At 61.3% G+C, this 16,744-nt stretch carries 9 protein-coding genes; all 9 read left to right on the plus strand.

Annotation, left to right across the window (positions count from 1 at the left end; translation table 11 throughout):
- Positions 1-315 precede the first annotated feature (315 nt).
- Positions 316-3,390, plus strand: coding sequence for a SusC/RagA family TonB-linked outer membrane protein (locus B3C38_RS04355; RefSeq protein WP_055203684.1), 3,075 nt, complete (start codon positions 316-318; stop codon positions 3,388-3,390).
- A 13-nt stretch (positions 3,391-3,403) separates the two neighbouring features.
- Complete coding sequence (locus tag B3C38_RS04360) at positions 3,404-5,251, plus strand: RagB/SusD family nutrient uptake outer membrane protein (RefSeq protein ID WP_286725708.1); 1,848 nt, start codon at positions 3,404-3,406, stop codon at positions 5,249-5,251.
- Between the two features lie 46 nt (positions 5,252-5,297).
- Positions 5,298-6,956 (plus strand): DUF1735 domain-containing protein, encoded by a 1,659-nt coding sequence (locus tag B3C38_RS04365; RefSeq protein ID WP_286725710.1) that lies wholly within the window; start codon positions 5,298-5,300, stop codon positions 6,954-6,956.
- A 157-nt stretch (positions 6,957-7,113) separates the two neighbouring features.
- On the plus strand, positions 7,114-8,481 hold the full coding sequence (locus tag B3C38_RS04370) for a M60 family metallopeptidase (protein ID WP_141405413.1): 1,368 nt from the start codon (positions 7,114-7,116) through the stop codon (positions 8,479-8,481).
- 69 nt (positions 8,482-8,550) lie between these two features.
- Complete coding sequence (locus B3C38_RS04375) at positions 8,551-9,861, plus strand: M60 family metallopeptidase (RefSeq protein ID WP_055203691.1); 1,311 nt, start codon at positions 8,551-8,553, stop codon at positions 9,859-9,861.
- Positions 9,862-9,866: 5 nt separating this feature from the next.
- Positions 9,867-10,895 carry a hypothetical protein gene (locus B3C38_RS04380; RefSeq protein WP_277092735.1) on the plus strand — a complete coding sequence of 343 codons (1,029 nt, stop codon included), beginning with the start codon at positions 9,867-9,869 and terminating at the stop codon, positions 10,893-10,895.
- Between the two features lie 39 nt (positions 10,896-10,934).
- Positions 10,935-12,974, plus strand: a complete 2,040-nt coding sequence (locus B3C38_RS04385; protein ID WP_286725720.1) for a hypothetical protein — start codon at positions 10,935-10,937, stop codon at positions 12,972-12,974.
- Between the two features lie 15 nt (positions 12,975-12,989).
- The gene (locus B3C38_RS04390) at positions 12,990-14,963 is read left to right on the plus strand and encodes a glycoside hydrolase family 97 protein (RefSeq protein ID WP_286725723.1); all 1,974 of its coding nucleotides are present in this window, start codon (positions 12,990-12,992) and stop codon (positions 14,961-14,963) included.
- 24 nt (positions 14,964-14,987) lie between these two features.
- Positions 14,988-16,733: a right-handed parallel beta-helix repeat-containing protein gene (locus B3C38_RS04395; RefSeq protein WP_018694915.1), complete on the plus strand. Its 1,746-nt coding sequence runs from the start codon at positions 14,988-14,990 to the stop codon at positions 16,731-16,733.
- Positions 16,734-16,744 lie beyond the last annotated feature (11 nt).

The raw sequence follows: 16,744 nt of genomic DNA on the forward strand, positions 1-16,744 counted from the left end.
TTCCGTGGTGCGGCTTTTTTGTCCCTCCCGCCGCCCGGACGGGATGCCTTCCGCACCTTTTTTTACGATGCTCCGTGCGTATCCTGCAAAAAATTCCGGGATAAAATCGTACATAATAGGCAAAAATCGTAGCTCCAGACCCCTGGTTGTGTCCTGCGGACTTTTATCCCGATACCCCGTCCTAAATTCGCTATTAGCGGGACAGCCCTTCTGCGGGGCGTCCCCCGGGATACCAACCAAACCTATTTTTTAACCTTAAAATTAGTGTGTATGAGTTTTTCTACTAACCGTTTTTCCCGGAAAGCACTATTACTTGTGACAGCCGTGTTCTCTGCGTCGTTGCTGTGGGCGCAGACCACCGGCATCTCCGGACGTGTGCTCGATGAGACCGGTGCGCCGGTCATCGGTGCGACGGTCATGGTCAAAGGTACCACGATCGCCACGGCGACCAATGTCGACGGTACCTTCAACCTGAAGAATACCGACCGCAACGTCACGCTCGTCGTGTCGTATGTCGGTTACGAGGCGCAACAGGTGTCGTCCAAAGGCGCCGGGTCGGTGACGATCACGCTCAAGCCCGAGGCCATCGGCATGGAGAGCGTCGAAATTGTCTCCGTGGGCTACGGTACCCAGAAACGCGAATCGGTCGTGGGGGCCATCTCCACGATCCGGCCCGAGGAACTGCGTGTCCCCGTGCGGTCGCTGAGCCAGACGCTGGCCGGTAACCTGGCGGGCGTCGTCGCACTGCAAACCTCGGGCGAGCCGGGCAAAGACGACGCCCAGTTCTGGATCCGCGGTATCGCCACCTTTACGGGCAGCCCCGATCCGCTGATCCTGGTCGACGGCATCGAGCGTCCGCTCAACGATGTCGACCCGCTGGAGATCGAGTCGTTCAGCGTCCTGAAAGACGCCAGCGCCACGGCCGTATACGGCGTACGCGGTGCCAACGGCGTTATCCTTGTCAACACGCGCCGCGGTTTCGACGGCCCGGCCCGGATCGACCTGCGTTACGAGCAGGGCTTCTCGTTCGCCAGCAAACGCCTGTCGTTCGTCGACGCCGCTACCCGCTCCGAAATGTTCAACGAGGCGGTGGATGCCGTGAATGCCTCGGCGGCACTGAAATACGGCGCCGACGAGATCAAGGCCATGCGCATGCAGACCGACCCCGAGGTCTATCCCGATGTCGACTGGCAGAAGCTCCTTATGAAAAAGGTGTCTCTTTCCGAGAAGGTGAGCGCCAACATCTCGGGCGGCGGCAAGTTCGCCCGCTACTTCACGGCCCTCTCCTTCTACAACCAAGAGGGGCAGTATGCTGTCAAACCCGGCGAATATTCATGGGTGAGCGACAAGATCGGCCGTTACGGCGAGAATGTCAACTACAAGCGCTATAACTTCCGCTCCAACGTCGACATGGACATCACCAAGACCACGGTGGTGAACCTCGGCGTGCAGGGCAACGTGACCGAGAACATGGAGCCCGTCGAGGGGTCTGCAGCCATCTACCGCGACATCATCAACGCGGCGCCGAACGCTTTCCCCGTCCGCTTCAAGGACGGCGAGCTGGCCGGCCGCGACGGCCTGAACAACCCCTATAACATGCTCACGCAGCGCGGTTGGAAGAAGACCACCGGCAATACGCTTCGCGCCAACCTGACGATCAATCAGGATTTCTCGTTCATCACCCCGGGTCTTTCGGCCAAGGTGAGCTACGCCTACGACGCCGTGAATTATTCGGTGGAGGAGCGTGCGCGCAACATCAACTTCTTTGAGGCCACGGGACGCGATCAGGACGGCGAACTGATCCGCACCGAGTGGCAGGCCGACCAGAAACAGGAGTACCTGAATTACAAACAGTCCGGCAACGGTTCCCGTACGCAGTATGTCGAGGCGGCGATCAATTACAGCCGGACGTTCGGCGAAAAGCACGAGGTCGGCGGCCTGCTGCTCGGCTTCGCCAAGGATTACCGGTTGCAGGAGGCTACGAGCGATTACCTCAAGTCGCTGCCCAACCGTTCGCTCGGCCTTGCCGGCCGTCTTACCTATGCCTACGACAAGCGTTACCTGATCGAGGCCAACATCGGTTTCAACGGTTCGGAGAACTTCGCCAAGGGCAAGCGCATGGGCGTATTCCCCGCCGTGGCTATCGGCTGGGTGGCCTCCGAGGAGAGCTTCCTGCGCAACAGCGAGGTGCTGACGTGGTTCAAGATCCGTGCGTCGGTCGGGCAGGTCGGCAACGACCAGATTCCCAGTACGCGTTTCATCTACCTGGCTACGATCAACAGCGGCGCCAACGGTTACGGCAACCTCGGCGTCAACTTCGACCAAGGAGCCGGCGGTATCGGCGAAGGTCGCATGGCCAATCAGGACGTGACGTGGGAGGTGTCGACCAAATACAACGTCGGTATCGAAACCGGGTTTTTCAACGAGTTGAAAATCAATGCTGACTTCTTCTACGAGCGGCGTGAAAACATCTTCCTCGCACCCCAGTTCTCGGAGATTTCGGGGCTTCCCAAGGATTATACCAACTACGCCAACATGGGTCTGATGGAGAACCGCGGCTTCGAGGTTTCGGCCGAATACGTCAAGCGTTTCAGCAAAGACCTCACCGTCTCCGTCCGCGGAAACTTCACCTTTGCCCGCAACAAGGTGATCGACGACGGCAAGTACTATGCCTATCCGTGGCAGGATCAGCGCGGCGTGCGTTACGGACTGACCATGGGCTACCGTGCCATGCACCTCTTCTCGCAGGAGGAGCTGGACAACATGCCCGACTACTATACGCAGTTCGGCCTGGACAAGCAGCAGCTGCGTGCCGGCGACATCCGCTACGAAGACCTCAACGACGACGGCAAGATCACCGAGGCCGACATGACGTGGATCGGCAACCCCGCGATGCCGGAGATCGTCTACGGTTTCGGTGCGTCGCTCAACTACAAGGGCTTCGACTTCTCGTTCCTCTTCCAGGGCGGAACCAACCGTTCCTCCTACCTGAGCGGCGGCTGGTATTTCTACCCGTTCCAGGCAGATCGCGGCCCGAAGTTCATGGGTAACGTGATGACCATGTTCAAGGATCGCTGGACGGTGGACAACCCCGATCCGCACGCCTTCTCGCCCCGTCTCTCCTACGGCGCCGATGCCAACAACTACAAGACTTCGACCTGGTGGCAGCGCGACAGCGGCTACCTGCGCCTGAAGAATGTCGAGATCGGCTATACGCTGCCCTCGGCCTGGGCCAGCAAGCTCCGGTGCAGCTCGCTGCGCATCTATGCCACGGGTGTGAACCTGTTTACGGTCAGCAAATTTATCTCCGACTACTGGGATCCCGAGACGGGTGCCGATGCCTATCCCATGCAGCGCCAGGTTTTCGTCGGTGTGAATTTAACCTTCTAATACAGCCTAAAGAATGAAAAAGAATATCGTATATTTAATGCTCGCGTCGCTCCTTTTGTTTACCGGCTGCGCCGACTATCTGGATCAGGATCCCGAAGACCTGAACTCGATGGACAAGATCTTCTCGTCCAAGATCGAGACCACCAAGTGGTACAACCGCATTTACAGCGACGATTTCATGGTGCAGGAGATGCATTACAGCGGCCAGATTCCCTATTTCTGGTGCACCGACGAATCGGCCTACATTCTCGAATCGCACGTGCGCAATATCGCCGAGGGGAAGATGAGCCCCGACAACTACTACGGCTATACGGGCTACAACCTCTATTTCTTCGTGCGTTACTACCAGGCCATCCGCCATTGCAACCTGTTCCTTGAAAACGTGGACAAGTGCGCCGAACTGGGCGAGATCGACCGCCGCACGATGCGTGCCGAAGCCCGCTTCATGCGTGCCTATTACCACTACCTGCTGCTGCGCCTCTACGGCCCGATCCCCATCGTAGAGACCAGCCGTTCGGCCGACCAGATCGGGGCTTCGCAGGCGCGCAACACGCTCGGCGAATGCGTCCGCTGGATCAACGGCGAGATCGACTGGGCCTGTGAAAACGGCATGCCCGCCGCCCGCGACGAGAAATTCACGCTGGGGCTCCCCACCATCGGTGCCGCCCGGGCCATCCAGTCGCGCATGCTGCTGATGGTCGCCAGCCCGCTCTTCAACGGCAATTCGGCCTACAAGAACTGGACGAATCACGACGGCACGGTGCTCATGCCCCAGACCTATGACAAGGAGCTGTGGAAGGATGCCGCCGATGCCGCCAAGACGGTCATCGACATGACCGAATACCAGTTGCTCAAACCGGCCGCTGACGCTACGTTCGATGAGATCGTGGATAACCTCCGCGCCGTGACGACCACCTGGGGCGCCGGCAAGAATACCGAGATCATCTGGGGGCACCCCAACTCGGTGCAGTGGTACGGCATGTGCGCCCTGCCGGCGCGCTGGTACGGCTGGAACGGCCGCTATTCGCTGGCCATCGGCATGATCAACGATTTCTTCATGGCCGACGGCAGCCCGAGCCGCCCGCTCGAAGAGTGGTTCGCCTCCAAGAAGTTCTCGGCCGAAGCCGGCAACGGCACCATCGCCAATACGTTCTGGATGTTCGTCGACCGCGAGCCGCGGTTCTATGCCTCGGTTCACTTCCCCAACCAGCGCCTGTCGTACGCCTACGAGAACAAGACCGACAGCTACCAGGATGCCGACGGCTACGGCGTGGTCGATTTCTGGTACTCGGGGCTGAGCGGCAACGGCAGCACCCCGGGCGACAAGAACACCTCGGGATTCTCCGTGCGCAAGAACCTCCCGCTGGATTACCGCAGCAACAAGCAGACCAGCGAGGCGACGCGTATGCTCAACGTGCCTTTCCCCATCATCCGCCTGGGTGAGGTCTACCTCAATTATGCCGAGGCCCTGAATGAGTACTACGGCACCTCCCGGCAGGACGAAGCGCTCTATTACCTCAACGAAATCCGCACCCGTGCCGGCATCCCGGCCTATGAGGGCACCTATTCGCAGGACGAGATGCGCGGGATGATCCGCCACGAGCGCAAGATCGAGCTGGCGTGGGAGTGCAACCGCTATTTCGACGTGCGCCGCTGGTTCACGGCCCATGGCCCCGACGGCGAGTTCAACCACGACGAATACGGACTGGACATGTCGCGCGGTACGGGTGCCACCGACCCGGCGTTCTTCACCCTGACCAAGGTGGCCAACAAGCGCTTCGACATCCAGCACTACTTCCTGCCCATCAAGTCTTCGGAGATCATGCTCAACACGCAGCTGGTGCAGGCGCCCTACTATTGATGGCCGCAGCCGGACACATGTTAAACTTAAAAATGGAAAATTCGCTATGAAACAGTTTTTTAAGATACTGGCGCTCGCGGCCCTGGCGCTGCCTTTCACCGGCTGCGACGTGGAGTATTCGGACATAAATATTCTGCCCGACCCGGTTTTCGAACAGAACGGGCTGTACACGGTCAATACCATATCCATCTATGACGACTACGAAACCGTCATCAATGTTTCGAGAACTGCCGGTCTGTCGAAAGAACTGGAATTGGATATCGTGGTGGACGAAACGCTGCTCGCCGAATACAACGAATTGTACAACACCGACTATAAACTGCTGGAAGCACAGTTCTACGACATTCCGAAGAATGCGCAACTTGCAAGTACGGTCAAGTCCGTCGATATTTCCGTGCGGATACATCCCAAAGCCCTGATTGCGGCCAAAGGCATGGCTGCGGCCAACAACATGCTGCTCCCCATCCGTATTTCCAATGCCTCCACGCCCGTCGAGGACGGCGGTTCGATGATGCAGGCGCTGTTGCGTTTGAGCATCGTCGAGCCGATTGTGCAGGTGGAGATGCCAGAACAGATGCCGCAGCTGGAGTTCATTCCGACCATTCCGCTGCCGCAGGAAATTACGCTGAACGCCACGGCCAATTTCAACACGCTGGAGGTGGCGAAAATCGGCTATCGGGTCAATGCATCGAAAGTCGATGCCTATAACGAGGAGCACGGCACCTCTTACCAGCTGTTGCCCGAGCAGTATTATAAAATCAAGGAATCGGATTTCGATACGGAAACGCTGGAAATCGAGAGCCGCATCGAATTCGATTGCGCTGCAATCGGCGGTGAGGGCACCTACCTGCTGCCGCTCGAAATGCATTCCGACGACTATTCGGTCGTCCAGCGGGAGCCGGTTTATGTCTTGATTCAGATGTCCGAACTCAAAATATGGGTAACGAACGTCGCTGACCTCGCAAAAACGTCGGGCAAGGGAAAAATCAGGGTACAGATGAACTCCCCGATGACTGTCGGCCAGCCTGTCGACTTCGTATTCGAACCGGAGAAGGTCGAAACCTACAACACGGAGCACGGGACTGCATTCAAGACGCTGGATGCCGCCAAGGTGGTCGTTACCCCGACTGAAATTCAGGCCGGCAGCCAATACGGCGAACTCTCGTTCGAGCTCGATCTGTCGGAATTGGATTACGACGGCGCCGATAAATACATGGTTCCGCTGACCCTCAAGAGCAGCGAACTGGTGGACGGCACGATCGTAACGGGCCCGTCGACATTCTACATCGAGGTGAACAAGACGCTCAAGGGCACCTACGACAAGGAAGTCTGGGGCGAAGAAAAAAGCAACCGCGTTCTGAAACCGGCTATTTTCATCGCAGGACAGGACGGCTATGCCGAGTCGCGGAATGCGAAGAAGCAGAAGTACATCATCAATTACAACCAGACGTGGACAGGCGGCCTGATTTACTTCAATATTTCGGACGAAACGGTCGCAGGACATCCCAATCGGCGGGTACTCGTCGATTTCTCGGATCGTCCCAACGAAAGAGCTGACGGTTATGACCAGATTGTCGATTCCGGCAGTTATCTGGACACTGACACGGGGGATATTTATTTCAACCTCCGGGTTATGGACGGTGCGTACGGCGCGACGGGCGGATTCGGTATCGAAGTGGTACTGTCCAACCGTGCAGACCTTTGACGGTCTGGCAGGGCCGATGGCCGGGGGTACACAGGGTATCCCCCGGCCATCGGCAACCGCTGCCCTGCTGGCAGGGGGCTGCTCCGGCCTGTAACCTTTCCGGCACAGATCGCCGCGCTGAAAACCCTGAAATGATTGAATTTTAAATATACCGATTATGAAAAAAATGCGATTCTTTTTGTGCGTAGTCCTGTCGGCCGCGGCGCTTTGGTCGTGCGGCGGCGACGGTGACGGCGAGCCCGGGCCCGAACCTCCCGTGCCGCCCGTCGTGGATCCCAATGCCGTCGAGGTCGTCAACAGCGGCTTCGAAAAGGGGCTCGAAGGCTGGACGCGCGTCGATTTCCACAACGGCGGCAAGGTGACGGTCGAGGTGGTCGAGGGTGCCGGCGTCAACGACAGCCGCTGCATCAAGATCCAGCAGTTCCCCGAGAACGGCCGTTGCGGCGTGGGCATCAAACAGAAGCTTACGGGGCTGGAACCCGACCAGATGTACCGCATGTATGCCAAGGTCAAATATTCGGACATTCCGCAGGACGAGGGGCGCGGCGCCATCCTGTTCGACATGTCCCAGAAGCAGTTCTGGGGCGCCTCGAAATTCCTCTACGGCACCAACCTCAGGAACTGGACGTCGCTCCATTTCGACTTCCTTTCGCAGGACGACGGGACTGCCGAGATCGTCTGCTCGCTGGGGTTCCGTTACGGCGGGACGACCAACGGCGGCTATTCGACCGGCACGGCCTACTTCGACAACGTGAGCGTGGTGAAGGTCACCGACGAACTTTTCATGCAGGAAGGCGAGCATATCCGCCTCTTCGTCGAACCCTCGCAGGTCTACGCCTCGGCGTCGCAGATCACCGAGTGGATCGCCAACCTGGACAGGATGTACGAGTCGTATGCCGACCTGGTGGGGGCGACCCCGCACGAGGGGCGCAAGCTGGCGATCCTTTCGTCGCGCGGGCTCGAAAGCGGTTATTGGGCGCTGGCGGGCTATCCCATCCTGTGGAGCAGCAACTATTCGGCCGTCACCTCGACCTTCGAGGAGCTGGCGCAGCACGGCACCTGGAGCTTCGGCCTGATGCACGAACTGGGGCACGTCTTCAACCTGGGCAATTCGAGCTGGAACTGGAACGACGAGATGTTCGCCAATTTCCGGATGCAGTACGGCCTGGAACAGAACCAGGGCAAGGTCTGGATGGACGAACGGGTCTACACCGGGCGCGAGATTCTCGACATGTACAAGAAGGATTACGACAATACGGTCTACACGCAGGTCAACGACAACGGCATCCATTACATGCTCGGTCGTCTGGCCGGCCCGGGCGGCATCGGCTGGGAACCTTTCAAGGCCGCTTTCCGCGAACTGACGACCACGGGCGGCGCGCCCTCGGGTAAATACGACAAGTTCGAATACCTGCTTTCGCTGCTTTCCAAGCACGCTACCCGGCTGACCGGGCGCGACGTGGATGTCAGAGCGCAGTATTTCACCGAGGCCGAGCTGGCTTCGATCCGCAAACAGTTGCAATAATAACCGCCGTATCCCGTCGCGGGGCGATGCGTCGCCTCTGCCGGGCGGCAATTAATACCCAATGCGAAAATGAAGAGAGTGGTATTTCTACTCGCCGCCGTCGCAGCGTGCGTGCTGTGTCTGTGCGCCTTCGGCTCGAAGGTCAAGGTCTTCTCCGACAATTTCGACCGGCCCGAAAGGTTCGCGCGCTACTGGAACCATAACGCCGGGGAGGTGCCCGGCACGGTCGAATACCTGCCCGAAGGCGGTGCCGACGGCAGCGGATGCGTGAAGATCGCCAGCGCCGAAAAGACCGCCCTGGCCATCAAACACAAACTTACGGGGCTGCATCCCGGCAAGCTCTACCGCCTGAGTGCGCTGATGAAGTGCGACAGCGTGCAGGACGGCCGCGGCGCCGTGCTCTACCTCGACCCCGAGGGACTGGAACAGTCGTGGAATGCCTCGGAGTTCGCCTACGGCACCAACGACTGGACGGAAGTGTATCTGGATTTCGTGCCCGACCGGCAGGGCGAAGCCGTCGTCTGCTGCGGCCTGGGATTCCCCTGGGGCACCTACAACGGAGGCAAGGCCTCGGGGACGGTATGGTACGACAACGTGAAGGTCACGCCGGCGCCCGAGGAGGCCCTCTATACCCGCGAGGGCGAACACATCGTGCTGAAACTCGACCGCGACAAGGTGACCGTCTCCGATGCCGACATCGACGCCTGGCTCTCGAAGCTCGACCGCACGTACGAGGCTTACCGCGACCTGGTGGGCGACGTGCCCTTCGACGGGCGCAAAATCATGATCCTCAACACGCCGGGCATCGAACCCGGTTACTGGGCGCTGGCCGGCAACCCGATCCTGTGGAACAGCCACGTCGCCGTGTCGAAGCTGCTCGACCGCACGGTCGAGTTCGGCGACTGGGGCTTCGGCATCATCCACGAGATCGGCCATGTCTTCTCGCAGGGAAACATTTCGGGTACGGGACGCTGGAACTGGAACGACGAGATTTTCGCCAATTTCCGCATGTCCTATGCCCTCGAAGCGTGCGACGGTACGATGTCGCAGCGCGACATCTGCTACCGGGGTGCCGATGTAATCAACTACTACAAGATTTTCTACGACGAAACCATCGGCGCCGGCATCCCCAAGAACAACGGCGATGCCCTGCATTACACCTTCCTGCGCATCAAGGAGCGTTACGGGTGGGACGTCTACAAAAAGGCGTTCCGCGAACTCTACGCGCTCGGCGACTCGGGGCAGGAAGGGCTCGAGACGCCCTACGACAAATTCCTCTTCTTCCTCTCCTACGTTTCGAAGGCCGCGGGCGAAGATGTCGTGGCGGCGACCTATACGCCCGGGGAACTGGCCCTGATCGAGGAATCGCTTAGAAACTGATGCCGATGAATACCTTGCGAACAGCCCTCCTGGCCCTGGTCGTGGCCGCCGCGTTCCGCGCTGCCGCACAACCGGTCTATACCTTCCGCGTCAAGGTCGGCATCGACCGCGAATCGGTCGATTCGCTGGGCGGGCGCGACCGGGTCGTGCAACTGACCGAAGATATGTTCCGGCGCGTCAACCGTGCTTTCAACTACGGGGCGCAGCTGCGTGCGGTCTACGATTTCGTGGTGGATTGGGACGCCTTCTACATCTACGACGGCGTGTCGGCCGACCAGATCCGCAAGCCCCATCCCGACCACGATTATCTGGTGGTGATGGACGGTTACAAGTCCGATCCCCGCGAGACGGGCGGCGGCTGGTACGGCGACGGGATCCAGGCCATCTACCATTCGCGCACGCACAACGACCGTTTCAACAGCCCGTTCGAGAAGAACGCCATCGACGGCATCATCCACGAGTTCGGTCATGCGCGGGGCGTCCCCGACATCTATGCCATGAAGGTCGACGCGGACAAGAACCCCGTCAACGGACAGGCGTTTTCCGGCGTGCGGTGCATCATGAATTATCCCTATGGCGAGGAGCTCTGGAGCGACTATGCCGTCCACATGATCGACCATGCCGCCGACCGCAACGTAGACATCGACGACCTGGTGGCGGGCGTGTTGCCCGACCGTATCCGGATCGAGGTGGCGGATGCCGACGCAAGCCCGGCCAAAGGGGCTGTCGTGCGGTTCTATCCCGTGCGGTGGTACACCTATACGGTGACCGCCGAGCCGCAGGCCGGGGCCGCGACCGACCGCCGCGGACGCTGTACGGTTCCCGTTGCGCGAATTTTCGAACCCGAGGAGGAGTTTGGCGTGCGTTATTGCAACTGCCTGGTCGAGGCGGAATACGACGGCGTGAAAGCCTATGGCTGGCTGCCGCTCTACGAGTTGCAGAACGCCCGTTTTGCCGGGCAGCGGGAGCATACGCTCCGGTTGCGGCTCAAACGCGGCTGCGGACTGGTGCGCACCGTAGGAATTGACGAATAATTGCTATCTTTAGGGCTCTCAATCACTAAACACCGAACTATGACCCGAAGAACCTTACTGACTTGCATTTTCATGCTGTCCGCAGTTGCCGTATGCGGACAACGCTGGCAGATCGCCCCTGACGGACGGGGCATCGTGTGGAAGGTCGGCAGCGATATCCCGCACGACGACCACATCGAGATGAGCGGCGAGCGGATGGCCTTCGTGCTCCGCTGGGGCGTCGACTCGCGCGGGGCGTTCCGCCAGGAACGTTCGCTCGTCTTCCCCCTGCTGCGCACCCTGCCCAACAACACCCACGCCAGCCTGATGTACCGCATGGCCGCGGACATCCCTTCGCTGCTGGGCGTCAACGGCCTGGCTTTGCAGGACGAACGGGTCGGGCAGGTGGCCATCGACGGTGCGCTGGAGGTACGGAGCCTCTGGGGCGTGGGCAAGATGAACGTCGGTTCGGCGCGGGACATGAAACCCGAGCCCGTCGTGGAGATGACGCGTACGATCTTCCCTTCGCGCACGCTGCCGCTCATGTGCGAGCGCTATATGCTGCGTAACGTCGGGGCGAAGCCGCTGACGGTTTCCGTACCCGAATTCTCGCAGGTCATAACGACCGACCCGGCCAAGGGCGTCACGGGCAGCTATGTTGTGCGGGGCGACATCGCGGGCAGCGGCACCTTTACGCTTGCCGCGGGGGACTCGCTTGCGTTCGACGCCGTGTTCCAGGCCTACCCGGGCGGCGGAGAGCCCCTGCACCCCGACGTGGCGGCCGAGTTCGCCGCCCGGAAGGCGTTCGTCAGGGAGTGCATCGACGCGAACCTCGTGCTCGAAACCCCCGACCCGGTGATCGACACCCAATTCCGCTATGCCAAGCTGCGGGCCGCCGAGAGCATCGTTGCGACCAGGGGCGGCTACATGCACGCCCCCGGCGGCGAATCCTACTATGCGGCCATCTGGGCCAACGACCAGGCCGAATACGTCAACCCCTTCTTCCCCTTTCTGGGCTACGGGGTGGGCAATGCCTCGGCGCTCAATTCGTTCCGCCATTTCGCCCGCTTCATGAACCCCGCATACGAACCGCTGCCCAGCTCGGTCATCGCCGAGGGCGACGACATCTGGAACGGCGCGGGCGACCGCGGCGACGCCGCGATGATCGCCTGCGGGGCGGCACGCTACGCCCTTGCGCGCGGCGACCGTGCCGAGGCTGCCGAGCTGTGGCCGCTCGTCGGGTGGTGCCTCGAATACTGCCGCCGCCAGCTTACGGCGGACGGCGTCGTGGCTTCCGACACCGACGAACTGGAGGGGCGTTTCCCCACCGGCGATGCCAACCTCTGCACCTCGACGCTCTATTACGATGCACTGCTGTCGGCCGTGTCGCTCGGCCGCGAGCTGGGCGTGGAATCCGCCAAGACCGCCCGCTATGCCGCACAGGCCGGGGCGCTCGCCCGAGCTATCGACGCGCACTTCGGCGGCGAGGTCGGCGGGTACGACACCTACCGCTACTATACAGGCAATACGCTGCTGCGCTCGTGGATCTGCATGCCGCTGATCGTGGGGCTGAAGGAGCGCAGCGAAGGCACCGTCCGGGCGTTGCTCGGCCCCGAGCTGATGACCGACGACGGTCTGCTGACCCAGCAGGGCGGTTCGACGTTCTGGGATCGCTCGACGCTCTACGCCCTGCGCGGGATCTACAACGTGGGGCAGGCCGACCGTGCGACCGAACTGCTGCACCGCTATTCGCAGCGGCGCCTGCTGGGTGACCATGTGCCTTATCCCATCGAGGCGTGGCCCGAAGGCTCGCAGCGCCACCTTTCGGCCGAGAGCGGGCTCTACTGCCGCATCATCACCGAGGGCCTGTTCGGCATCCGCCCCACGGGGCTGCGGTCGTTCGACCTCACGCCTTCCATGCCCGCTGCCTGGGAGAGCATGTCCCTGCGCCATATCCGGGCGTTCCGCTCCGATTTCGACATCACTGCCCGGCGCGAGGCGGACGGCAGGCTCCGCATTACGGTGGCCCGGCCCGGCGCAAAACCGAAAATATACCGCGCGGCACCCGGCGCGACGATACGGGTGAAACTAACCGATTAACAATCCGATTTACCTATGAACCTTTTCCGCTGCTTCGCCATTTCGTTTGCATTGTCCTTCGCGGCCGCCTGCTCGTCCGGCCCCGGGACTGATTTCAAAGTCACCTCGCCCGACGGGACGCTCTGCGTCGGGATTCGTGCGGCCGACTCGCTGACCTATACCGTGACCCGCCACGGTACGCCCGTGCTGCTGCCTTCGGCCATCGGGCTGCACTTCGCCGACGGTACGGTGCTGGGACGCGGTGCGAAGGTGACCGATGCGCGGCGCGAAACGGTGGAACGGGTCGTCGAGGCCCCCTTCTACCGGCAGGCACGCTTCACGGAGCATTACAACCAGCTGCGGCTTACCTTCGAAGGCGGTTATGCCGTGACTTTCCGGGTCTTCGACCAGGGGTGCGCCTACCGTATCGAAACGCATCTGCCGGGCGAACGAACCGTGGCCGGTGAAGTGGCCGAGTTCAATTTCGCGGGCGACCCCGGGTTGTTCGCCGCCTATTCCGACGGCCTGTGCAACGCCTACCAGAGCCAGTATGAGAAGTGCCGCCTGAGCGCGCTGGGAACGGAAAAACCCGTCCTGCTGCCGCTGGCCGCCGACTGCGGCGCCGCCGGCCGCGTGTTGGTCTGCGAAGCCGACCTGGAAGCCTATCCCGGCATGTTCCTGACGCCCTCGGCGGGCGGCCTGCGGGGGCTGTTTGCCGCCGTGCCCGACAGTTGCTACCTTCACGAGCGCCGCTGCCAGGAGAAGGTCGCCACGCGCCACGACTATATCGCCCGCGTCGAGGGCACGCGGACATATCCGTGGCGTATCCTCGCCGTGGCCGACCAGGACCGCGAACTCCCGACCAACGACCTGGTCTATGCCCTCGCCGCAGAGAACCGCATCGGCGACTGCTCGTGGGTGAAGCCCGGCAAGGTGGCCTGGGAGTGGTGGAACGACTGGGGGCTGACGGGCGTGGACTTCGAGCCGGGCATCAACACGCGAACCTATAAGGCCTATATCGACTTCGCGGCCGACTACGGGCTCGAATACGTCGTGCTGGACGAAGGGTGGTCGAATCCGAAGGCCGGCGACGTGATGTCCGTGGTCGAGCAGATCGACCTGCCCGAACTGGTGCGTTATGCCGACGCCAAAGGTGTCGGGCTGATGCTGTGGGTCGTGGGCAACGTGCTCGACGCCAAGCTCGAAGAGGCGTGCAGCTACTATGCCGGATTAGGTATCCGCGGCTTCAAGGTCGACTTTATCGACCGCGACGACCAGAAGGCCGTCGAGCTGGTCTACCGCCTTGCCCGGGTCGCCGCCGCGCACCGCCTGGTGCTCGATATCCACGGCGTTTACAAACCCACGGGTCAGAACCGCACCTATCCCAATATCGTCAATTTCGAAAGCGTCTTCGGGCTGGAGGAACTCAAGTGGAGCAATCCCGACATACCGCTCTACGACGTGACCTTCCCCTTCATCCGCATGGTGCAGGGCCCGGTGGACTACACCCCCGGCGCCTACCGCAATGCCACGCGCGAAGGCTTCCGGATAGACTACCGCAACCCGATGAGCCAGGGCACGCGGGCGCACCAGGTGGCGGCTTACGTGGTTTTCGACGCACCGCTGGTGATGCTCTGTGACTCTCCGACGCGCTACATGGCCGACGAGGCCTGCACGCGCTTCATCGCTTCGCTGCCCGTCGTGTTCGATACGACGCGGGTGCTCGCGGGCGAGATCGGCGAATATATCGTCACGGCACGCAAACGGCAGGATTGCTGGTATGTGGGCGGGCTTACCGGCTGGACGCCGCGCACGCTCGATGTCGACCTGTCGCTGCTCGACCCCGGGCGGGAGTATACGGCCACGCTGCTCGCCGACGACCGCTCGGCTGCGGAGCCCGCCCGCTATGTGCTCTCCACGCAACGGGTGACCTCCGCGACACGGCTGCAAATACCCGTGGCGCCCGGCGGCGGCTTCGCGCTGAAGATCGAACCGGCTGATAACAAATAACCCTATCCGAAAAATACGACCCTTATGAACCGAACCCTGAGAAAATGCTGCGCCGCCCTGCTGGCCATCCTGGCCGTATATGCGGCACCTGCGGCGGAAAAAACCGTCTACCTGAAAGATTTCCTCGCGCCCGGCGCTGCAGGGACGGATGCCGTGCCCGCCGTGCGGGCCGCGCTGGAACACTGTGCCGAGGTCGGCGCCTCGCGGCTCGTGCTGCCCGGCGGCCAGCTCCGCATGCGCCCCGACCGGGCGGTCGAAAAGTACCAGTTCATCAGCAACAACGACGAGAGCCTCAAGCGCATTGCGTTCGACCTGGTGGGTATGCGCGACTTCGAGATCGACGGCAACGGCACCGAACTGCTCTTCACGGGCTTCATTTCGCCGTTCAGCCTCGAAGACTGTGAGAACATTACGGTGCGCGACCTGACGATCGACTTCACCCGTACGTTCAATTCCGAGGGCACCGTTGTGGCGAAGGGCGACGGTTGGCTGGAAATCGAGTTCCCCGAAGATTACCTCTGCGACATCGTCAACGGCTGCCTGCGTTTCCGCGATGCCGAGGGTACGGTGTACCCCTTCTCCAACCTGCTGGAGTTCGACGCCGTGCGGCGCGAACCGGCGTTCCGTGCCACGGACTACTGGCTGTCGAACCGGACGATCCCGGCCGAAAAATGCGCCAACGGCAACATCCGCATCCTGCGTAAAGACCTGACCGCCACGGTCGGCAACGTGATGGTATTCGGCGCGGCTGCGCGTTACAACCCCGGTTTCACGCTCGCCGACTGCCGGGGCGTTGCCATCCGCGACGTCAACCTCTACCACTGCGGCGGCATGGGTGTGATCGCGCAGCGCAGCCGCGACATCGAGCTTCGCAAGCTGGTGATCGTCCCCTCGCCCGGCAAGGGGCGCATGATCAGCATTACGGCCGACGCCACGCACTACGTCAACTGCGGCGGCTACATCCGCATGATCGACTGCACGTTCGAGAACCAGAAAGACGACGCAACGAATATCCACGGGCTGTACATGGCCGTCGAAAAGGTCGGGGGCGCCGACAAACTGCTGCTCCGCTGGCGCAACTCGGGGCAGTACGGCGTGGATTTCATCGTGCCGGGGATGACCCTCGAACTGGTCGACAACAACAACGTGGAGACCTATGCCCGCCGGACGGTGAAGTCAGTCAGGCGCCTCAACAAGGTTTACACCGAAGTCACCTTCACCGAGCCGCTCCCCGACGGGGTCGAGCCCATGCATGTCGTGGCGGCCGACGATGAATATCCCGAGGTGCTCATCAAGGGCTGCCGCATGCGCGGCAACCGGGCGCGCGGCCTGCTGCTGGGCTCGCGCAACCGCATGGTCATCGAGGATAACTACTTCCACATCGCCGGGGCGGCCATTCTGATCGAAGGCGACGCCAACTACTGGTACGAGCAGTCGGGCGTGCGCGACGTGGTGATCCGCCGCAACCTCTTCGAGAACGGCAACTACGGCAGTCCCGGTTGGGGCTCGGCATGTATTGCCGTGGGCAGCGGCATCCCCGACCGCGAGACCAGCCGCTACCACCGCAACATCCGGGTCGAGGGCAACACCTTCCGCGTGTTCGACCCGCGTATCGTCAACCTCTACTGTGTCGACGGGTTCGTGTTCACGCGCGACAACGTCATCGAATACACCGACGATTATCCCTATGTACTCGACGAAAAGCGCAATTTCATCACGCGGAATTGCGACCGCGTGGTCGTCGATAAGAAACAGACCGATAAAAAATAAACGACTTTTTC

The sequence above is a fragment of the Alistipes sp. UBA1686 genome (assembly GCF_002320215.1).
Taxonomy (GTDB): Bacteria; Bacteroidota; Bacteroidia; order Bacteroidales; family Rikenellaceae; genus Alistipes; species Alistipes onderdonkii.

Coding starts and splice junctions, on each gene's coding strand:
- B3C38_RS04360 (WP_286725708.1), top strand. CDS start 3,404: ATGAAAAAGAATATCGTATATTTAATGCTCGCGTCGCTCCTTTTGTTT.
- B3C38_RS04365 (WP_286725710.1), top strand. CDS start 5,298: ATGAAACAGTTTTTTAAGATACTGGCGCTCGCGGCCCTGGCGCTGCCT.
- B3C38_RS04370 (WP_141405413.1), top strand. CDS start 7,114: ATGAAAAAAATGCGATTCTTTTTGTGCGTAGTCCTGTCGGCCGCGGCG.
- B3C38_RS04375 (WP_055203691.1), top strand. CDS start 8,551: ATGAAGAGAGTGGTATTTCTACTCGCCGCCGTCGCAGCGTGCGTGCTG.
- B3C38_RS04380 (WP_277092735.1), top strand. CDS start 9,867: ATGAATACCTTGCGAACAGCCCTCCTGGCCCTGGTCGTGGCCGCCGCG.
- B3C38_RS04385 (WP_286725720.1), top strand. CDS start 10,935: ATGACCCGAAGAACCTTACTGACTTGCATTTTCATGCTGTCCGCAGTT.
- B3C38_RS04390 (WP_286725723.1), top strand. CDS start 12,990: ATGAACCTTTTCCGCTGCTTCGCCATTTCGTTTGCATTGTCCTTCGCG.
- B3C38_RS04395 (WP_018694915.1), top strand. CDS start 14,988: ATGAACCGAACCCTGAGAAAATGCTGCGCCGCCCTGCTGGCCATCCTG.